The 19,658-nt window shown below is 62.8% G+C and carries 22 protein-coding genes; 6 read left to right on the forward strand and 16 right to left on the reverse strand.

From position 1 onward, the window contains the following. Positions 1-89: 89 nt before the first annotated feature. Positions 90-3,236 carry a DUF5801 repeats-in-toxin domain-containing protein gene (locus CK219_RS03840; RefSeq protein WP_095765385.1) on the reverse strand — a complete coding sequence of 1,049 codons (3,147 nt, stop codon included), beginning with the start codon at positions 3,234-3,236 and terminating at the stop codon, positions 90-92. 536 nt (positions 3,237-3,772) lie between these two features. On the opposite strand from CK219_RS03840, the gene dusA reads away from it, so the two are divergent. Beyond that, positions 3,773-4,759, forward strand: coding sequence for a tRNA dihydrouridine(20/20a) synthase DusA (dusA, locus tag CK219_RS03845; protein WP_095765386.1), 987 nt, complete (start codon positions 3,773-3,775; stop codon positions 4,757-4,759). 46 nt (positions 4,760-4,805) lie between these two features. On the opposite strand, the gene CK219_RS03850 is transcribed toward dusA, so the two are convergent. After that, on the reverse strand, positions 4,806-5,510 hold the full coding sequence (locus tag CK219_RS03850) for a TIGR02281 family clan AA aspartic protease (protein WP_095765387.1): 705 nt from the start codon (positions 5,508-5,510) through the stop codon (positions 4,806-4,808). A 10-nt stretch (positions 5,511-5,520) separates the two neighbouring features. Further along, positions 5,521-5,751 (reverse strand): DUF1289 domain-containing protein, encoded by a 231-nt coding sequence (locus tag CK219_RS03855; RefSeq protein WP_095765388.1) that lies wholly within the window; start codon positions 5,749-5,751, stop codon positions 5,521-5,523. 161 nt (positions 5,752-5,912) lie between these two features. Here CK219_RS03855 and CK219_RS03860 point away from each other — a divergent pair, with 161 nt between their 5' ends. Continuing rightward, complete coding sequence (locus CK219_RS03860; protein ID WP_095765622.1) at positions 5,913-6,911, forward strand: nicotinate-nucleotide--dimethylbenzimidazole phosphoribosyltransferase; 999 nt, start codon at positions 5,913-5,915, stop codon at positions 6,909-6,911. An 11-nt stretch (positions 6,912-6,922) separates the two neighbouring features. On the opposite strand, the gene CK219_RS03865 is transcribed toward CK219_RS03860, so the two are convergent. Next, positions 6,923-8,446, reverse strand: a complete 1,524-nt coding sequence (locus tag CK219_RS03865) for a HAMP domain-containing sensor histidine kinase (RefSeq protein ID WP_095765389.1) — start codon at positions 8,444-8,446, stop codon at positions 6,923-6,925. Positions 8,447-8,522: 76 nt separating this feature from the next. Between CK219_RS03865 and CK219_RS03870 the strand changes: the two genes are divergently transcribed. The 4 genes from CK219_RS03870 to CK219_RS03885 all read left to right on the forward strand — a co-directional run bounded on the left by CK219_RS03870 (position 8,523) and on the right by CK219_RS03885 (position 11,050). Next, positions 8,523-9,146 carry a thermonuclease family protein gene (locus tag CK219_RS03870; RefSeq protein WP_095765390.1) on the forward strand — a complete coding sequence of 208 codons (624 nt, stop codon included), beginning with the start codon at positions 8,523-8,525 and terminating at the stop codon, positions 9,144-9,146. Between the two features lie 47 nt (positions 9,147-9,193). Next, positions 9,194-9,805: a glutathione S-transferase gene (locus CK219_RS03875; protein WP_095765623.1), complete on the forward strand. Its 612-nt coding sequence runs from the start codon at positions 9,194-9,196 to the stop codon at positions 9,803-9,805. Positions 9,806-9,815: 10 nt separating this feature from the next. Further along, positions 9,816-10,451 (forward strand): uracil-DNA glycosylase family protein, encoded by a 636-nt coding sequence (locus CK219_RS03880; RefSeq protein ID WP_245340379.1) that lies wholly within the window; start codon positions 9,816-9,818, stop codon positions 10,449-10,451. A 107-nt stretch (positions 10,452-10,558) separates the two neighbouring features. Beyond that, a complete protein-coding gene (locus CK219_RS03885; RefSeq protein WP_006205209.1) occupies positions 10,559-11,050 on the forward strand; it encodes an Lrp/AsnC family transcriptional regulator in 492 nt (163 codons plus the stop codon). 21 nt (positions 11,051-11,071) lie between these two features. Here the strand turns inward: CK219_RS03885 and CK219_RS03890 are convergent, their stop codons facing one another. The 12 genes from CK219_RS03890 to CK219_RS03945 all read right to left on the reverse strand — a co-directional run bounded on the left by CK219_RS03890 (position 11,072) and on the right by CK219_RS03945 (position 19,652). Further along, positions 11,072-11,644 (reverse strand): DUF3299 domain-containing protein, encoded by a 573-nt coding sequence (locus tag CK219_RS03890; protein ID WP_095765392.1) that lies wholly within the window; start codon positions 11,642-11,644, stop codon positions 11,072-11,074. Positions 11,645-11,708: 64 nt separating this feature from the next. After that, positions 11,709-12,287, reverse strand: coding sequence for a GNAT family N-acetyltransferase (locus tag CK219_RS03895; RefSeq protein WP_095765393.1), 579 nt, complete (start codon positions 12,285-12,287; stop codon positions 11,709-11,711). After that, complete coding sequence (locus tag CK219_RS03900) at positions 12,247-12,951, reverse strand: DNA alkylation repair protein (protein WP_095765624.1); 705 nt, start codon at positions 12,949-12,951, stop codon at positions 12,247-12,249. The genes CK219_RS03895 and CK219_RS03900 overlap by 41 nt, the downstream gene beginning before the upstream one ends. Before the next feature lie 6 nt (positions 12,952-12,957). After that, on the reverse strand, positions 12,958-13,827 hold the full coding sequence (locus CK219_RS03905) for an NAD(P)-dependent oxidoreductase (RefSeq protein ID WP_095765394.1): 870 nt from the start codon (positions 13,825-13,827) through the stop codon (positions 12,958-12,960). 113 nt (positions 13,828-13,940) lie between these two features. Next, positions 13,941-14,765, reverse strand: a complete 825-nt coding sequence (locus CK219_RS03910; RefSeq protein WP_095765395.1) for an ABC transporter permease — start codon at positions 14,763-14,765, stop codon at positions 13,941-13,943. Further along, positions 14,762-15,478, reverse strand: coding sequence for an ABC transporter permease (locus CK219_RS03915; protein WP_095765396.1), 717 nt, complete (start codon positions 15,476-15,478; stop codon positions 14,762-14,764). The genes CK219_RS03910 and CK219_RS03915 overlap by 4 nt, the downstream gene beginning before the upstream one ends. A 78-nt stretch (positions 15,479-15,556) precedes the next feature. After that, the gene (locus tag CK219_RS03920; RefSeq protein ID WP_095765397.1) at positions 15,557-16,342 is read right to left on the reverse strand and encodes an ABC transporter substrate-binding protein; all 786 of its coding nucleotides are present in this window, start codon (positions 16,340-16,342) and stop codon (positions 15,557-15,559) included. Between the two features lie 152 nt (positions 16,343-16,494). Beyond that, the gene (gene mobB, locus CK219_RS03925; protein WP_095765398.1) at positions 16,495-17,010 is read right to left on the reverse strand and encodes a molybdopterin-guanine dinucleotide biosynthesis protein B; all 516 of its coding nucleotides are present in this window, start codon (positions 17,008-17,010) and stop codon (positions 16,495-16,497) included. Next, positions 17,007-17,639 carry a molybdenum cofactor guanylyltransferase MobA gene (mobA, locus tag CK219_RS03930; RefSeq protein WP_095765399.1) on the reverse strand — a complete coding sequence of 211 codons (633 nt, stop codon included), beginning with the start codon at positions 17,637-17,639 and terminating at the stop codon, positions 17,007-17,009. Before mobA ends, mobB begins: the two co-directional genes overlap by 4 nt. Positions 17,640-17,644: 5 nt before the next feature. Further along, a complete protein-coding gene (locus CK219_RS03935) occupies positions 17,645-18,565 on the reverse strand; it encodes a DMT family transporter (protein WP_095765400.1) in 921 nt (306 codons plus the stop codon). Between the two features lie 122 nt (positions 18,566-18,687). Beyond that, complete coding sequence (locus CK219_RS03940) at positions 18,688-19,044, reverse strand: hypothetical protein (RefSeq protein ID WP_095765401.1); 357 nt, start codon at positions 19,042-19,044, stop codon at positions 18,688-18,690. A gap of 113 nt (positions 19,045-19,157) precedes the next feature. After that, the gene (locus CK219_RS03945; RefSeq protein WP_095765402.1) at positions 19,158-19,652 is read right to left on the reverse strand and encodes a hypothetical protein; all 495 of its coding nucleotides are present in this window, start codon (positions 19,650-19,652) and stop codon (positions 19,158-19,160) included. Between the last annotated feature and the right edge of the window lie 6 nt (positions 19,653-19,658).

A 19,658-nucleotide genomic window follows, 5' to 3' on the forward strand; every position in this document is an offset into this window, starting at 1 on the left:
GTTTGTCAGTGCCCGGCCCCGGCGTTGAATTGGCGCCTGGGCCGGTGTCGTTACGGGGGCAGCATCGGCTGCCCCCGTAAGGTCAGGCGTCAGGCGATGTCGACCAGAATGTGCTGCACCGCTGTCGTATCGCCGTCCGCGTCCGCTATCTGGACGCCGAAGTCGAGGTGCGCGTCCGGTGTCGTGGTCTGCGTCGAGGTGAAGCCGAGGTCCACGATCTTCAGCACGTCGTTGTCGGTCGCGTCCCAGTTCACCAGTGCGGTCTGAGAGCTACCGCCTGCTGAGCCCGTCGCCCGGTTCAGGTCGATCGCCGTCGGCGTCTCCTGAAAGCCGGCCAGGTTCGGGTTATCGGGACCGATGATCCCGTTACCGGACTGCATGATCTGTGCACCCTGGATCACCCAGTTCTCGCCGACACCATTGTAGTCGTTCCTCTCGATGATGATGAGGCCGTCGTTGTTATCGAGTGGGAAGTCGGCTGCGTATGCGGTAGGCACCTGCCCCATTTTGTAGATGTCGGCGTTCTCGATGTAGATCGCCTTGGTGGTATGCACGCTGCTGTCCGTGCTGCTGACGAGTTGAAGGATGACCATCAGGTCCTCACTGGTGCCGATCCCGTCGAACTTGATAGCCATGTCGGCGGCCGTCTGGCTCGGGGTGATGCTCTCGGTGCCGATGCCAAGGCTGGTGTCGAAGAACCGCAGCGTCAGCAATTCGCCTTTCTGGATGGTGTCGCCAGCGACCCCGTTCGTGCTCTGGGTGGCAGACACCCAGTCCTCGTGGTTGTTGGTGACCAGATCGCCAGGGTTCCACGCGGTGTCGGTGGGTGTCGCGTTGTCGCTGTCGCCGGTGGAGTTAAGACCGAACTTGATGGTGTTGGTGACCGAGTTCGCCGTGAACTGCACGAAGAAGTCCCGGTCGGTCGTTTCGGGAGTGCTGTCCGCCTCGAAGAGCTTCTCCACCACAATGTTCGGGTGGCCGACATTGCTCGTGGGCTCCTTGGATAGAAGCTCACTGGTGTGCAGGATGTCTTTGGTGAAGCCCTCCACCGCGTCGTTCAAGGTGATGGTGTAGGTGTCAGCAGTCTTGTTGAAGACTAGGGTACCGCCCGCCGTGGCCGTTTGGTCGCCAGCCGTATTCGGGTCGCTGTCGTACGAGATTTGCCAGTTGAACGTTGCCTGGGTGGCGTCTTCCGACTGGAGCGTCGCGGACGAGCTAATGAACGGCGTCTGCGTGTTGGGGACAAGGCCTGTGAGGTTGCCACCAAGGCTGAGCTGGATGCCGGGAAGCACACTATCCTGGTCGGCGAAGTCGCTAACACCCGCAGTATACTCCGCGGCCGTGTGCTTGTCCGTCATGTCGTATCCAAAGGTCCCACTGGCCGACGCTCCCACGGTGTTGCCAAGTTGCTCCGGGGTTTGGATGCCAGCAGTAACGGGATCAGCGTCGAACGGTGCCGTGATTGTCGGATCGGTGTCGTCGAAGGTCAGCGACAGGCCCGAGCTCGAGCTTTGCTGCGAAACCACGTCCTGGTCGCCGTCGGTCACTGTCACGGTCGCCGTCACGTTGATCAGGCCGTTGAGGTCGAGGGTGTTGTCCTCGCCCACGCCTTGCGGCGCGTTCGAGTGCTCAAGGGCAACCAGCGAGGTCAGCGTCACCGTCGTGCCGGACAGCGTCACCCTGAACGCCGTCGCATCGAGCGTGGTGTCGCCGTCGCTGTCGTACATGCCCGAGATCTGGGTGGCCGAGTCGGCCACCAGCGTGATCGCATGGTTGCCGACCGTGGTCAGCAGCCCGGTCGCCGTTCCGCCCGCCAGAGCCAGCGCGTAGGTCACATTCGTGGTGTAGCCATCGACCGCGCTCGCGTTGAAGGTCGGCGGCGTGATCGTCGCCTGGCTCTGACCGGCAACCCCGCTCGCCTCGACCACCTCGGCGGCGCCAACCACCGGCGCTGCCGTGATCGAAAGCGCCGGCCCATCGTCGTCGAAGTTGATGAACGAGCCAACCTGTTCGGTGTAGGCGTTGGTTGTCGTCGTGTTGAAATGGAACTCGGTGATGTCGCACCCCTCGTTTGCATCGACCCCCGAAACCGTCAGACGATCCATCGGGCTGCTGGTGGTGATGTTGACGGTGGTGATGTTATCGAGCCCGGTGATGGTAACGACCCCAGTGCCCATCCCGCTAACGGTAATGTTGCCGCTACCCGTGGGGTAAGTGCCATTGGCCGTGATGGCGGAGGCGTACCCTGATTGTCCGGTCAATGAGAGGCTGGTGATGGGCGCGGCGTGGGTCGGGCTGCCGTCATAGAAGTTCAAGCCCTGCTCATTGTTATCAACGTTGAAAGCGCTGATCTTGATGTCCACCCGCAAATTCGGATTGGATGGCGTGATCTGGTTGATGGTGAATCCCGCCTGCGTGATATTTTCGAGATGGCTGCCGTACTGGATTTGGGAAGCGGTGCCCGCGGCGAGGTTGCCGCCGGTCACGAAATCGACCTGCAGCGTTTCGGTCGGGTTGATGCTCTGGTTGTTGACGCCGAAGCCCTGTGTACTCACGTTGGCGGTGGCGTTGGAGGTCCCCAAGAACCCTGTCACCAAAATCTGCTTGGAAGCGTCATCCGGCGAATTAATCACGTAGAAATCGTGGTTGCCGGGAGCGGCATTCTGGCCTGAGAAACCGACCACGCTGGTCCCAGCGACCGACGCGAACACCTTATTGGTCAGATCGATGCGGTCGTCCGGATCGGTCGCGATCGGATTGAACAACGGCACATATTGGACCGTGTACAGGTCGAAATGACCGGTGGTGGCGGTGTTCATCAACGCAAACGAGAAGGCAAGCGGCCCGCTCGCAGCGGGCGCAGCGTTCGCGTCGGAGGTACCGATGACGCCGATCACGACGTTCGGATGAGTAGCGTCTTGGAACAGCCAGACATAATTGCCATCAACCGTCTTAATGCCGCTATTGACGCCGGCGGTGGTGGAGAATGGGGTTCCGGAGGCATTCTGCGTGAGAATGACCGAAGTGATGGTTTCGCCGGCGCTCGCCGTGGCGATCACGAAGTCGCTCTGGAAGGCGACCTCGGGTGAGGCCAGCCCTCCCGGACCATCGAGGCCCAAGAGATAGGTAAGCGTGTCGTTGGTGCTGTGCGGCGGAAGGGCCGGGTTGATGTCGTCATCCTGCGGGCCGGTGGTCTCGTCGATGATGATGTCTTGAGCTGTGATATCGAGTGCCATTGGAAATTCTCCCTGGTTTCAATGCGGCAGCGCGATTTCAGCCCCAACGCTGGCAACCGGCCGCACGGACGCGCATCCGCTGGCCAGGCCAGCGCTACGCGCCATCGTTAAAGAAAACTGGAGTGGTGAATTGACTCTCAGGAGGGGTAGAGGGGGTTGGGAGGAGCCGCCGCTGATCCTCCGCTCCTTGCCCCGTCAGACATTGCTGGGGGGATGCGTCCTGTGCGCATCGGCAATCCGCCCACGGCGGGCGCCGAAGATAAATGATGAGGGCATACTAACCGCCCCTCCCCAACAGGCATGACTGCCTGCACGCCTCCACTGCTCATATTATGAGCAGCTAATGTTTACTCTTATTTGTGGAAAATTAAAACTGGACTATTGATTTTTTAATAACTATGTGACTGGGGAAAATGGTCCCTCTCGAAATGGGACTTATGTCCCTGTTCATCGAAGTATCTGAAAATAAAAGAGAATGCGGTATATTGCGCTGACAGATTTGATTATGACAGGGGCAAACAGCATTGAATAGGCTTATGCAGACGACGCTCGCCATAGCACCAATGATGGACTGGACGGACCGGCATTGCCGGTTCTTCCACCGTCAGCTGACGCGCCGCGCGCTGCTTTACACCGAGATGGTGGTGGCGGATGCGGTCATCCATGGCGCGCGCGAGCGACTGCTCGGCTTCGACGCTGTCGAGCATCCGGTTGCGCTGCAACTTGGCGGATCGGATATCGCAAAGCTCGCCGAGGCAGCGCGGATCGGCGAAGCCTTCGGCTATGACGAGATCAACCTCAATGTCGGCTGTCCGTCCGATCGCGTCCAGTCGGGGACGTTCGGTGCCTGTCTGATGAAGACGCCGGTTTTGGTCGCCGAGTGCGTCGCGGCGATGAAGGCCGCGGTGAAAATACCCGTCACGGTCAAATGCCGCATCGGCGTCGACGATCAAGATCCAGAGCCTGCGCTCGATACGCTCGCCGACGGCGTGCTCGCCGCCGGCGCCGACGCGCTCTGGGTGCACGCCCGCAAGGCTTGGCTGGAAGGGCTGAGCCCCAAAGAAAACCGCGAGATCCCGCCGCTCGATTACCCGCGCGTCTATTGGCTGAAGGCCAGAAAGCCGGACGAATTCATCGGCATCAACGGCGGCATCCAGTCGCTCGCCGAGGCGTCGGCGCATCTTTCCCATGTCGACGGCGTGATGCTCGGCCGCGCGGCCTATCATACGCCGGGGATCCTGACCGGTGTCGATGCCGCCTTCTATGGCGAGACGCCTGCCGCCTTCGATTATTCGGCGCTGATCGATGCCATGGCCGGCTATGCCGCGCGCCATATCGAGCGGGGCGGGCGGCTCGGCCACATTACCCGCCATATGGTCGGACTGTTCCACGGCTTGCCCGGCGCGCGCCGCTTCCGGCAGATCCTCTCCACCGACGCGAACAAACCTGGCGCCGGGCCGGAGGTGCTGAAGACCGCGTTTTTGGCAATCGATTTCGCGGCGGCAGAAGCCGAGGCAGCCTGACTGTCGGCTAATGCGTGTCGCGCCGCATACTGCCGCGCGACACGCATCAGTCTCGCAGGATCATGCGGTCGCCGCGTACGTCAAAACCCGATAATGAGCCGATGAAGTTCATGCCGAGCAGGCTTTGGTCAAGCATGCCGGGAGCGGCGACCATCACCGACATGTCCTTGCGCACGATGCCGCCGATCGCTACCTCGTCGGTCCTGACCGTGGCAGCGCGCGCCCTGCCATTGGCCGTGGCGACATCCACGCTGTAGCTGAGCGCCGCTGGGTTGAAGCCCGCGGCTTGAGCATCTTCGGACGTCAGCACCGTGCTGGTTGCGCCGGTGTCGACCACCGCGCGCACCGGCGTGCCGTTGACCAGGATGCGGGCTTCGAAATGGCCGTTGTCGGCTTTGTCGAGCGTGACGGTCGGGCGGCCATTCTCCACGCCTAAAGCCAACGGACTGCCCGGGACAAAGCCGGCGGTGACGCGGCTCGCCACATCCTGCAACTCGTAGCGATACTGGTAGCCGGCGATCAGCACGAGCACGAATGCCGCCCAGACGCCCAGATTGCGCGCCATGTCGCCCAGCGGTCGGCCGGAGCGGAGCAGGCTCGCACCGATCACCATCACTAGGACGCCGACCCAGATAAGCCGGCCGAAATCATTGTTGTTCATGCCGAAAGTGCGGCCGGCCGAATTGTTGAGCATGAGCAGCACGACCCCGACGCCGATCACCGCCATGACGATCCAGAACAACCGGTTCATCGGTTTCTTCTCACAGAACGCCGCGCTCGCGCGCCATGCGGGTACGCCGGGTTTCGCGGCGCGGCCGCCGCTCGACCGTTTCGAGCCGCGCGGGCAGTTCGGCCATCACCGCCCGGCGCGTTTCAGGGGTCATCGCGAGCCAGGCGGAAATCTCGTCGCGTGTGCGGCCGCAACCAAAGCAGAAGCCGGTTTTCATATCGATCGAACAGACCAGGATGCAGGGAGATTCGATGGCGGTCATGCTGTTCTCTTGCCTTTATTCCACATGGTGCAACCGCCGGAGCAATGCAAGCCCTCCGCATTGCGCCGCAAGGCGACGCGTTCGCGGCATCGCCAGGCAGTTGTGCCGGATGGAGAAGGCGGCTATGCCGCCTGCGACTTCCGCAACGAACTGCGACTGACATAATGCCTGCTAAGCCTTTCGACGATTTCCGAAACCTTCTGGCGGCCCTGCCGCCGGCCGACGATGCGGCGAGCGCCCGCGTCCGGGCGCTTTTCGCCAAAGCCGAAAAGCCGAAGGAATCGCTCGGCCGCGTCGAGGACATCGCGGCCTGGATTGCTGCCTGGAGCGGGCGCGCGCCGCCGGCGATCAATCGGCCCCTGGTGGCGATCTTCGCCGGCAATCACGGCGCCGTCAGGCACGGCATCTCGCCGCGGCCGGTGGCGGCAACCGCAAATGAAGTCGAACTCTGCGCCGCTGGCGGGGCCGCGATCAACCAGGTCTGCATCGCCAACGATCTCGGCCTGAAAGTCTTCGACCTCGCCTTGGATATCCCCACGGGCGACATCACCGAGGCGGCCGCGCTCGATGAACGCGGCTGCGCCGCAACCATGGCCTTCGGCATGGAAGCGGTCGCCGGTGGCGCCGACCTCCTTTGCCTGGGCGATCTCGGGGTCGGCAATTCGACGATCGCCGCCACGCTTTGCGCCGCCCTGTTCGGCGGCGAAGGAGCCGACTGGGTCGGGTCGGGTTCAGGCGCCGATGCGGCGATGATCGCACGCAAGGCCGAGGTCGTCGATCGGGCGCTGGCATTCCATGGCCCGGGTCTGGGAGATCCGCTCGAGGTTTTGCGCAGGGTCGGGGGGCGCGAATTCGCGGCCATCTGCGGCGCCATTCTCGCGGCGCGCATGGAGAAGATTCCCGTCCTGCTCGACGGATTCGCGGCAACAGCGGCGGCCGCCGTCCTTTATGCCGCCAATCCAGGCTCGCTCGATCATTGCCTGCTTGCCGGCCTGACGCCGGAGCCAGGCCACGCCAAGGCCACCGAAAGGCTCGGATTGCGGCCGCTGCTTGATTTCGGGATCAGCCATGGCGAAGGGGTAGGGGCTGCTCTCGCCGCCGGTATCGTCAAGGCCGCGGCACTGACCAGCTCGGGCATGGCGCTGGCTGTGCGGCTTTAGCGCCCGGCGAATCAGCGGCGTCCGCGCGCGGCGACCGTCTTGGTCGGCAAGGCCGGCAATTCCTCCATCACCCGGCTCAACGGGAAGATGGCGATCGCCTCGGTGCCTTCGCGCAGCTTGGAATGAAGCTCGAACTCGCCGCCATGCATGGCAAGCAGCCCCTGCACGATCGGCAGGCCGAGGCCGGTTCCCTGCTCGGCGCTCTTGATGGCGATCGAGCCCTGGCCGAAGGCGGAAAGCACCACCGGGATTTCTTCTTCCGGTATGCCCGGGCCGTTGTCCTTGACCGAGATGTACTGGCCGCCGCCGGCCGTCCAGCCGACACGCACGCGCACTTCGCCGCCGGATGGGGTGAACTTGATCGAATTGGACAGAAGATTGAGCGTGATCTGCCTGACGGCGCGCTCGTCGGCGAAGAGACGCGGCAAGGTCTCCTCGAACTCCTGGATGATGCGGATGTCCTTGTTGCGGGCGCGCAGCTCCATCATATGGCAGCAGTCCTCGACGATGGTCACCAGCACGACCGGCTCCTCGTTGAGCTGGTAGCGGCCGGCCTCGATGCGCGACAGGTCGAGGATCTCGTTGATCAGGTCGAGCAGGTGCTGGCCGGACTCGTGCACGTCATGGGCATAGTCGCGGTAGGTCGGATTGTTCATCGGCCCCAGCACTTCATTGGCCATCACTTCGGAGAAGCCAAGGATGGCGTTGAGCGGCGTCCTGAGCTCGTGGCTCATCGAGGCGAGGAAACGCGATTTCGCCAGATTGGCGTCCTCGGCCCGCCGCCTCGCCTCGTCCGACATCGATTTCGCCGTCTCCAGCTCGGCGATCAGCGCGTCCTTCTCCGAGCGGAAGGACAGCACCATCAACGAAGCCTGGTTGAGATGACGCGCGACGTAACCGAAGAAGGGAAGCGCTGCGATGAGCAAGGCCGCCATCGTGGCTTCGATCGGCGTCCACAGGCGCATAACGGTGTAGACATAAACGGCAACGGGAATGGCAAAGGTCGCGAACAGCGCGCCGCCAAGCGAGGAGGCCATCACGGCGGTCGTCGCCATTGCGATCAGCAGCACCATGGCCTTGGCCACATGGAACTGGTCGATCTGGCATGTGGCGCAGCCGAACCAGGCGAACCACGCCCACCCAAGGCCGCAGAGGAAATGGCCGATCAGGAAGTCGCGACGTGTCTGCACCGGGTCGAGTTCGGCCGCCTCGGTCCGCTCCACGCGACGCGCCATGAAAGCGACGATCGTGTAGCAAAGCAGCGTCGACAGGGCCCAGATGGCGATCTGGCTGTCCAGGCCCGCCAGCCGGCCGATGGCTGCCACGGCGAGCACGAGCAAGGGGATCGCGACCGCGCTGACCACCATGGCGCGCGCATGCAGCTTCAGCAGTTCACGGTCGAAATCGAGGCTGCCCGCCTGCTGCGAAAGGCGGTCGCGCGTCTTGCGCACCGCGCGCGCCACATCGCTGTTGCGGTGCGGTTTACGGCGGTCCACAATAAACTTATCCGCTGTGTTCGAGCGTTGCAAAGGCATACAGACTTCAATTTCTGCGCGCAGCGACTTCCGGTTCGTTAAGCTACGTTCGAATGATTAAGAGACTGTTTGCCATATGAGCCGTTTCGGGCCGCGAGGACCGCGCCGACGCTATGTGGCGAGCCGGCCGCGCAGCCACTGGCGCAAGCTGCTGGACTACGGACTTGCCGTCCTTCTGCTTGGTTTGCTCATCCTGGTGGCGGCACGCCTCGACCGCTTCGAGAGGCGCCAGGAGCAAGGCACGGCGATCGTCAATGACGGCGATTCGATCACGCTCGGGGCCGAGCGCATCCGCATGCGCGGCATCGACGCTCCGGAGTATCAGCAGACCTGCCAAAAGGCCGGCGCCGACTATCCCTGCGGCAAGCTGGCGCGGCAGTCGCTGGTGCGCCTGATCGCCGGCAGGCCTGTTCTCTGCAGCGGCTGGCGGCGCGATCGCTACGGCCGCCTGCTCGGCGATTGCAAGGCAGGTGATACCGACCTAAACCAGGCCCAGGTGCAGGCCGGATGGGCGGTTGCGTTCGGCGACTTCGAGACCGAGGAAGCAGTGGCGAGAGCGGCCAAGGCCGGCATCTGGGCAGGCACCTTCGCGGAGCCGCAGGACTGGCGCGACAGCCATCACGGTGCGCCGGTAGAGCGAAAGCACGGCGTGCTGGCCTCGTTCGGCGATGCGTTGCGCGAATTTGTTCGCTTCTGGTGATGCGCTGACCAGCGCCTTATGATCAGGTGGAGAAGCTGGAGGATGGAATGAAGCTGTTCGATGGCGGCCGCGCCCCCAATCCCCGGCGCGTGCGCGTCTTCCTCGCCGAGAAGGGGCTGACGGTGCCGCTGGTGCCTGTCGACATGGGCGCGCTGGAGCATCGCGGCGAGCAGGTGGCTAAGCGCAATCCGCTGCGGCGCCTGCCGGTGCTCGAGCTCGACGACGGCACCATCATCACCGAATCGATCGCCATTTGCCGCTATTTCGAGGAATTGCATCCCGAGCCCGCTTTGTTCGGCACGGGTGCGCTCGGCAAGGCAAAGGTCGAGATGTGGCAAAGACGCTTGGAATTGAACCTGATGAGCAGCGTCGCCGCCGCTTTCCGGCACATCCATCCGGCGATGAAGGAATGGGAAGTGCCGCAAGTTCCGGAATGGGGCGAGGCCAACAAACCGAAGGTGATCGAATTCCTGCACCTGCTCGACGACGAACTGGCGGATCGCGAATTCGCCGCCGGCGATGCCTATTCGGTCGCCGACATCACCGGCATGATCGCCATCGACTTCATGAAACCAGCGCGTATCAAAGTGCCGGAAGAATGCACGAACGTGCTGCGCTGGTATGCGGCACTTGCAAGCCGGCCAAGCGCGGCAGCCTGAGCGACAGAAATTGGATAATCTGCCCGATACGAGACAAGCGCTGCAGCGCCTCACCGAAAGGGTGCGGGCCTGCCGCATCTGCGTCGACCAGCCGCTTGGCCGGCCTTTGCCGCATGCGCCGCGGCCGGTGCTGCAGCCGTCCTCCACAGCGCGGGTCCTGCTTGCCGGCCAGGCGCCGGGGACAAAAGTGCATGCGTCGGGCATGCCCTTCACCGATGCCTCGGGAGACCGGCTGCGAAACTGGCTCGGCGTCAGCAGCGATGAGTTCTACGACGCTGAAAAATTCGCTATCGTGCCGATGGGCTTTTGTTTTCCTGGACAGGACGCCAAGGGCAGCGACCTGCCGCCGCGTCGCGAATGCGCGCCGGCCTGGCGCTCGGACCTGATGGCGCTGATGCCGCAGATCGACCTGGTGCTGACCATCGGCGGCTATGCGCAGGCATGGCATATGGGCACGGCACGGCTGCTGTCGCTGACCGAGACGGTCAGGAACTGGCGCGCCATATGGGATGGACCGGCCATGCCGAAAGTGCTGCCGCTGCCGCATCCGTCCTGGCGAAACACCGGCTGGCTGAAGAAGAATCCCTGGTTTGAAATGGATTTGCTGCCCTTTCTCAGGTCGGAAATCCGCTATCGTATTGATTAGCCATTCTGCAAGAAATCACTCGCATTTACCGCCATCGGCAGAATTTCTTTCTTGTGAAAGGCTCCGGTAAAAGGGATTATAGCCAAACTATTCCCCTGGAGCCTCCCATGGATCGCCTCGATAGAAAAATTCTCCGCCTCTTGCAGGAGGACGCGACGCTCGCGGTCGCCGATGTCGCCAAGAAAGTCGGCCTGTCGACGACGCCATGCTGGCGGCGCATCCAGAAGCTCGAGGAGGAAGGCGTCATCAAGCGTCGCGTCGCCATCCTCGATCATGAGAAGGTCAATGTGCGCGTTACCGTCTTCGTGTCGATCCGCACCAATTCGCACAGCCATGAATGGCTGCGGCGCTTCTCCGAGGTCATCCAGGAATTCCCGGAAGTGGTCGAGTTCTACCGCATGAGCGGAGACGTCGATTACTTGCTGCGCGTGGTGGTGCCCGACATCGCCGCTTACGATGCCTTCTACAAGCGGCTGATTGCCAAGATCGAGATCCGTGACGTCTCGTCCTCCTTCGCCATGGAGCAGATCAAGTACACGACGGAAATTCCGCTCGATTACATGGTGCTGGACAAGGAATCGGGCGCGAACGCGGCGTGACGCTGGTTGCGCCGATCGGCCCTAATTCTTCTTTTTGTTCAGAAAATTCCACGGCGAGTTGACCGGCAGGGTGACCGTGTCCGGCACGCTGTCGACGCTCGCCACCTCGGCCTTTCGCACCGTGTAGCCCGACTGGACCATCGAGACGCCATCGAGGATGAAAAGCTGGCTTTTCTCCATGCCGGGCTTCAGCACGCCGGTGACTGCGACCGGCTCGTAGGCCTCTTTCATCTTGTAGGGATGCGCCGGCGTCACCAGCACGATCTGATTGGGCGGCGGCGTCGGCATGTGGCTGCACGCGCCCGTCCAGGGCACCAGCAGGAACTGGTAGACGAGGTCGCCGTCACGATCGACCGGCAATGCATATCCGGCTAATTGTATCGTCTTGTCCTGCAGATTGAGCGACAAGGTCTCGCCGTGGTCAGGCAGTTTTGCCGCGATCATCGGCAGGTTCGCGTCTTCGGCTATCGCTTGCATCGCGGGGCGCAGATCCTTCCAGACAATATGCGCGACATCGCCCGCAGCACCGGCTCCAGTGGCTGCGAGGAGGAGCGCAGCCGCCAGCGCCGCGCATGACTTGAAACGCTTGCTCATGATCGCTCCATTCTCCGCCAGTCCATTTGCTGAATCGAGTAAAAGCGTCGTGACCGATCCGGGCTCACCGATCCAGCCGCATCACATGCCGTCGCGTACCGGCGGTGCCGGTCTCATGGAAGCCCCTTGTAGTAAACATGTCGCGAAATCCCATGAAGCGGTAGCTCGGGGCGGCCTCGTCGACGGGATAGGCCTCGATTGTATGTGCGCCTTTGCTGAAGGCATGGTCGATCGCAGCGTCAAGCAAAGCGGAGGCCAGCCCGCCGCCGCGCAGGGCCCTGGGCACATAGAAGCAGACGATCGACCAGATGCCGGTTTCGGTGTCGTCCTGCTGCTTTGAAAGTTTCCGGTAGGTCTCGCGTGGCGCGACCGAGCACCAGCCGACCGGCCTGCCGTCCATCTCAGCGATGATGCCGACCGGGGTGCCTTTGTCGATGAGCGCCATCATCATGCGCTTCTTCTCATCGTTCTGAATGTGTTCGCGGGTGGAATGGCGCCAGGCCATGCACCAGCAATATTTCGGTGCGCCGGGCTGCTCGAACAGGTTTTCGAAGTCGGCACGTGTCTCTGGCGTCACCCCGACGAACCGAATCCCAGCAAGGTCAAGCTTTTGCGGCTGCGAGCCTTTCGAGCTGTCTGGCATCCGTCAGTTCCTTCACCGCATCCTTGCCGATCCAGCGCGCCGTCTTGTCCGGCGACGCCGCTAATCTTTCCGCCAGCGCAAGGGCAGGGGCGTGCAGGCTCATCGACCGTTTGCCGATTTGCCGCAGCGCCCAATTGACCGCCTTGCGGACGAAATTGCGCGGATCGCCGGCATGCTTCTCGATCAGCGGCAGATAGGCCAGGAAGGTCGTGTCCGGCTCTTTCTTGAGATGCACCGCGCTCCAGGCCAACATGGCAAAGGCGGTGCGGCGAACGAATTCGCGTTCGTCTCCAGCGAACTCGTCGATCAATTCGCGCCAGAATGGCGTCTCGGCAAACAGGTCCGCTACGGTGTCGACGATCTCCCAGCTGTCGAAATCCGCGGCCCAGCGCCGGCATTGATCGATATCGACCTTCTTCGGCTCGCCGGTGAAGGCGGCCATCAGCCGCGCTTCGCGGATGCCGCTGTTCCAGAGCTGCAGCGACCGCTCGTGGTTCTTCTTCAGCTTGCGCGCCAGCGGCCGCAATTGTGAATTGCCGACGCCGAGCGCGCTGGCGGTGTTGATGCCGAAGCGCGCCATGCCCGCCCGATTGTCCTCGGTGCCGACCGAACGCAAATGAGCGACGATGTCGTCGGCGCTCCAGCTCGGATCGGGCTGGGGCATCGTCACCTATCTTTCCAGGCGCGCCAGCAGCGATGACGTGTCCCAGCGCTCGCCACCCATGTCCTGCACATCCTTGTAGAACTGGTCCACCAGGGCGGTCACCGGCAGCTTGGCGCCGTTGCGATTGGCCTCCGCCAGGCAGATGCCGAGATCCTTGCGCATCCAATCGACGGCGAAGCCGAAATCGTATTTGCCGGCATTCATTGTCTTGTGGCGGTTTTCCATCTGCCAGGAGCCGGCAGCACCCTTGGAGATCACCTCGATGACCTTCTCGATGTCGAGGCCGGCCTTCTTGCCGAAATGGATGCCTTCGGCCAGGCCCTGGACGAGGCCGGCGATGGCGATCTGGTTGATCATCTTAGTCAACTGGCCTGCGCCAGCCGATCCCATCAGGCCGACCATGCGGGCGTAGGCGTCGATGACGGGCCTGGCCTTGTCGAAGGCGGCCTCATCGCCGCCGACCATGACGGTCAGCACGCCGTTCTCGGCGCCGGCCTGGCCGCCTGACACCGGCGCGTCGAGGAAGGAGAAGCCCGCCTTGCGCGCGGCGTCGTCAAGCTCGCGCGCTACCTCGGCCGAGGCGGTGGTGTTGTCGATGAAGATGGCGCCCTTCTTCATCGCGGCGAAGGCGCCGTTCGCACCGGTCGTGACGGAGCGCAAATCATCGTCGTTGCCGACGCAGGAGAAGACGAATTCCTTGCCTTCGGCTGCCTCGGCCGGCGTCAACCCCAGTTTGCCGCCATGCTCGGCCACCCACCGCTCGGCCTTTGCCTTGGTGCGGTTGTAGACGGTGACGTCATGGCCGCCTTTGTTCCTGAGGTGCCCGGCCATCGGATAGCCCATGACGCCAAGACCGAGAAATGCAACCGATGCCATAGACCTGCCTTCCAACAAAACACAGTTTCCAGTGGCGGAAGGTCTAGGCCATGCGAAAAATTCGTCAAGGCACGCAGCGCTGCATCGACTGGTGCAGGCGGCCGGGCCGCAATCTATCGATGCAGATGGACGGTGATGCGGCGCTCGATCCATTCGACGCCGTGGCGCAGGATCTCGACCATCACCAGATAGACGATCGCCACCCAGATATAGGCCTGGATGTCGAAGGATTTCGCATAAGCGAGCTTGGCATTGCCCATCAGGTCGTAGACGGTGATGATGGCGACGATCGCGGAGGCCTTGATCATCAGGATGAGCTCGTTGCCATAGGGCCTGAGCGCGACAATGATCGCCTGGGGCATGATCACCTTGCGCAGCGTCTGCAATCTGTGCAGTCCGAGCGAGGCCGCACCTTCCCATTGGCCGCGCGCCACGCTTTCGATGGCGCCGCGCAGGATCTCGGCCTGATAGGCGGCGGTGTTGAGCGAGAAGGCAAAGACGCCGCAATAGAAGGCCTCGCGAAAGAACCACCACAGCCCGACCGTCTCAAGCTCAGGCCGGAACGAGCCGATGCCGTAATAGACCAGGTAGGTCTGCACGAGCAGCGGCGTGCCGCGGAAGAAATAGACGTAGCAATAGGCAAGCGCGGACAGGGTCGGGTTCTTCGACATGCGGCCATAGGCGACCGGCAGCGACAGGAGCGCGCCAACGACCATCGAAATGCTCACCAGCGATAGGGTGGTCCCCAGGCCCTGCAGATAGGCGGGAGCATATCTGGCGAAGAATTCGGCGTTCCAGGCATACACCAGATAGGCGACGATGCCGGCGCCGAACAGCATCCAGATGCCGACCAGCGCGTAGCCGAGGATGCGGACCCGCGGCCAGCCGCGCGCTTGCGGCGGCGGCTTGTCGATGACGATGGCCTGGCTGACGCTCATTGCGCTTCCCTCCGTCCGAGGTAGCGCAGGATGTAGCTCGTGGCGATCGACGACAGGACGGCCAGCGCCAGGAAGATCAGCGCCGCGACGCTGTAGAAGAGGAAGGAATGCTTGGTGACGCGCGCCGCCACGCCGGACTGGCGCAGGGTCTCCGCGAGATTGACGACCGAAACCAGCGAGGTGTCCTTGAGCAGGCTCAGCCAGCAATTTTCGAGGCCCGGAAAAGCGATACGTATCAGCTGCGGCAGGATCACCAGCCGCATCGTCTGCCATGTCGACAGGCCAATGGCGTAGCCACCCTCATATTGGCCTTTCGCAATGGCGCGGAACGCGGAGAGGAAGACCTCGCTGGCATAAGAGGAAAAGATCAGCGCCAGCACGATCATGCCGGCGACGAAGCTGTTGACGTCGATAGTTGCGTCCGGATTGAACAGCCGGACGAGATATTGCAGCAGAAGCGGCATGCCGAAGAAGAACAGGAACAGCGTCACCAGTTCCGGCAGGCCGCGAAAGACCGTGGTGTAGATGTTGCCGGCAAGACGGAGCGACGGCTCTTCATGCTGCTTGGCAAAGGCGATGAAAAAGCCGATCACTAGGCCGATCGGCAGTGTGGCGAGCGCCAGCGCGATGGTGACCAGAACGCCAGAGGCAATGTCGTCACTCCAGCCCTCCGGTCCCCAGCTGAGAAGTGTCCAAATGCTTTGGGCCGGCATTGACGGGTCGTGTCTCCGTGGCGATCCCGGAAGGATTTAAGGGCGGCGAGGGATGCCTCACCGCCCTTGGCTTATCGATCAGGACTCGGCGCCATAGACGTCGAACTTGAAGTATTTGTCGTTGATTTCCTTGTACTTTCCGTTCTTTCGGATGGTGTCGATCGCTTCATTCAGCTTGTTGACCAGATCGGTCTCGCCCTTGCGCACGGCGATGCCGGCGCCCGGTCCGAAGATTTCGACCGGCTGCGGCGAGGGCTGGCCGAGGATCTTGCAGCAGGCGCCGTCCGGCGAATCCAGCCACTGCTGCAGCACGACGATGTCGTCCTCGATGGCGTCGAGACGGCCATTGGCGAGGTCTGCCTGCTCCTCCGGGCTGCTCGGATAGCCCTTGATGGTGCTGTCCGTGTAGGTCTTCGAAGCATAGTTGTAGTGCGTGGTGGTGGTGGCGACGCCGATGGTCTTGCCGGCGAGGTCTTCCTTGGTCACGCCTTTGAGTGGTGAATCCTTCGGCACGGCGATGGCCGAGGGGGTGTTGTAGTATTTGTGGGTGAAGTCGACCTTTTCCTGGCGCTCGGGCGTGATCGACATCGAGGCGACGATGGCGTCGAACTTGCCGGCCTGAAGCGCGGGGATGATGCCGTCCCAATCCTGCGCGACGAAGGTGCACTTCACCTTCATCTCGTCGCAGAGCGCCTTGGCGATATCGATGTCGAAGCCGACCAGCTGGCCGTCCGAGGTCAGGTTGTTGAAGGGCGGGTATGCGCCTTCGGTGCCGATCCTGAGGGTCTTTTCCTGAGCCTGGGCGACGCCGAGTGTCAGCAGCGCGGCCGAAGCGGCAAGCGCGATACGCAGTGCAATACGCATGATAATCCTCTCATATTGTCATGGCCGCTGTCCCGTGCGGCTCTTGTGGTCGGTCGTTTCCCGACCGCCCGCTGGGGCGGATACTCCCACTCTTTGCGAGAAAAAAGCAACTGCAAATCAACGGCAAACGACAATCAGGACGTGCCGCTGCGTTACTTGGTCTGAGCCACGAGACCTGTGCTGCGCTCGATGAAGTCGGCTATCGATTTCGTGTCGTCGAGGTCGAAAACCGGCAGGTCTTCGCCTTCGACCGTGAAGTCGGCGGCGACCGCGACAATGTTGGGATCGTTGGCCGAAAGCGGCGTCCGATCCTTGGCTTCAAGCCGCCTTGCCTCGATCTTCTTATGCGCTTCGCGCTTGTAACCTTCGACCAGCACGATGTCCGAGGGCGACAGCCGCGCCAGAATGTCGTCCAGCGTCGGCTCGTTCTCCTCGCGCAATTCGTGCATCAGCGCCCAGCGCCGGCCGGAGACGATGGCGACTTCCGTCGCGCCCGCCTGGCGGTGGCGGAAGGAGTCGGCGCCCGGCTTGTCGATGTCGAAGTCATGGTGCGCGTGCTTCACCGTCGACACCGTCCAGCCGCGCGCCACCAGCTCTGTGACCAGCTTTTCCGTCAGGGTCGTCTTGCCGGAGTTCTTCCAGCCGGTGATGCCGAATACGCGTCTCATGGCCCGAGGCTTTGCAACAGACGCTCCGCCGCCGCAAGGTCGTCCGGTGTGTTGATGTTGAAGAACGGATCGATCTTTTTGCCGCGAGCCTCGATCATGGGGAACTCGACCTCGACATGGCCGTGCCGCTCCATGAAGGCGGAAACCCGTCGGTCGTCCTCGTCGACCAGGAAATGACGCAAGGCGTCGCGCAGGCCGAGCGGCCAGAGCGCGAAGGTCGGGTGCCATCTGCCGTCCGAGCTGGCGACGGCGATCGTGCCGGGCCGATCGAGCGCTGCCACCACCAGGCGCTCGACGAGGTTGTCGGGAAAGAACGGCGTGTCACCGGCGGCGCTCACCAGCCACCGGCAGCTTGTTTGCGTCGTCGCCCATTCGAGGCCGGTGAGAATGCCTGCGAGCGGGCCGGCATGGCCCGGCATCGTATCTTGGATCACCGGCAGGCCCATGCCGGCAAATCGCGCCGGATCGCCGTTCGCGTTGAGCCCCAGTGTGGCGACCTGCGGCCTCAGTCGCGTGGCGACATGGTCGATCAGCCTGGCTTTGCCCAATGAAAGGAGCGGCTTGTCGCCGCCGCCCATCCGGCGCGACTGGCCTCCGGCCAGAATGATCCCCGCAACACTTCGGTCCATTGCGCCTATATGCCGTCCGGTGCCATGTCGGGTCCAGCGCTTTCGGCGGCAGGTTGCTGCCGGCCGACGACGCGCTCGCGGTAGAGCGCATAGAGGCCCGAGCCGATGATGATGGCGGCGCCGACAGTCATCGGCGCATCGGGGATATCGCCGAAAATGACGAGGCCGAGCAGGATCGACCACAATAGCGCGGTGTAGCGGAACGGGGCGATGAAGGAGATGTCGCCCGAGCGCATCGCCATGATGATGAACTGATAGCCGATGAGCACCAGTACTGCCGCCAGCGCCAGAAGCGTGGTCGCCCGGCCGCTCATCGGCGTCCAGCCGCCCATCGGCGACAAAAGCAGCGCGCCCAGCACCGTCATGGCAAGCGCGGTCGCCGCCGACACCAGCATGGTCGGGATCGCGTCGGGGATCCGCTTGGTGGCGAGATCGCGCACCGCGCAGCAGGCGACGCTTGTCAATGCCAGCAGCGAGTAGACGCTGAAGCCCTCGAAGCCCGGCCGCACGATGATCAGCACGCCGGTGAAGCCGATGGCAATGGCAAGCCAGCGCCGCCAGCCGACGCCTTCGCCGAAGAACAGCGCCGCGCCCATGGTCACCGCCAGCGGCAGCGCCTGCAGCACGGCCGAGACGTTGGCGATCGGCAAATGCGCAAGCGCGATCAGAAACGATACCGTGGCGCCGGCTTCGCCCGCGACGCGCGTCGCCACCATCGGCTGCAGCATGGCCGCCGGATTGGCAAGCGCGCCGCGCCGCCAGGCGAGCAGGCCGACGAACAAGGACGCGAAGGCGCCCCGCACCAGCATGACCTGCGCCATGTTCATCGATTCCGACGAGAATTTGGTGATCGCGTCGTTCAAGGTGAAGCCGACCATGGCCACGATCATGAACAGCGCGCCGCGCAGATTTGGCGAGAGAGGCAAGGGCGTTTCCGGACTATTTTAATTCAGCCGTCTAGCAGGCAGCCGGAAAACAGCAACGGCAAAGAAATGGGCCACGAATTTCTGCGTCGCCCGTGAGATCGATTTGCCGAGCTTTGGAACGCTTACTTCGGCGTCAGCACCTCGGTGCCGTTGCCGTTCTGGCCGGCGATGGTCCACAGCCCGTGCAGGGAGCCGTCCTTCTCGATCTTGTAGACGACGAGACCGATCTCCTTACCCATCGCGTAGCCGGCGGAAAATGCATTGTCGTTACGCATGCAGATGCCGTCCGAGGTCGAGCCGCCGGTTTCCCAGTGGATCGTGCAGGTCGTGTCGCTGGTCAGCGTGATGGTTGCCTCGCCGTCATATTTCGAGCCATCGAAGTTGGTGCCGGCGACGGTGTAGGTGCCGCCGATCGACTGAGCCGCGGCCGATACGGAAGCAATCCCAAGCATTGCAAGTGAAAGCATGAATGTGCGCATGTGCACTCCCCCTAGAGCGATAATCGCGCGCGAAGGCTAGGCTGGAAAAGGTCGGCGGTAAATCGGCCGGAAGGCGACGCCAGCGCTTTATTTTCAGTGCGGCCAGTCTGACCTCAAGGGCCGCGCAGGGTCTTGGCGATGGAGCCGACCAAAGGGTCGTATTTTGACTTGAGCGCGGCAGGGTATTCGATCCAGACGGTGCGAATGACGTCGTCCTTTCCGAACAGGCGCCGTTCGTAAAAAATGTTGCCGTCCTTGGTGCCGGAGAGCACCGCCCAATTCTTGCCGGTCTTGCTGTAGGTGATCTTGTAACCCGGTTCGGTGCTGGCTTTCTCCTGGACGACGAAAGCTTGCGGCGTGTCGTTGTCGATGTTGTAGATGCCGGAACAGGTCAGGCTGGCGCCGTCGGCGCTAAGCCATTGCTGTCCGTCGCCATTTTCCGGCTCGGGCATCGGCTTGTTGAAGATGTCGTCGGGAAAAGTGCAGGACTGGCCGAACCGCGCATTCACATAGGTGAAGGGCTTGGCCATCGCGGTCGCCGCCATGACTGTCGACAGGGACAAGATGGCCGCTACCGACGACCAACCGATGCGCTGCGGACGTTTCATGATCCC

Origin of the sequence: Mesorhizobium sp. WSM4313 (assembly GCF_002294725.1) — a bacterium.
Classification (GTDB): domain Bacteria; phylum Pseudomonadota; class Alphaproteobacteria; order Rhizobiales; family Rhizobiaceae; genus Mesorhizobium.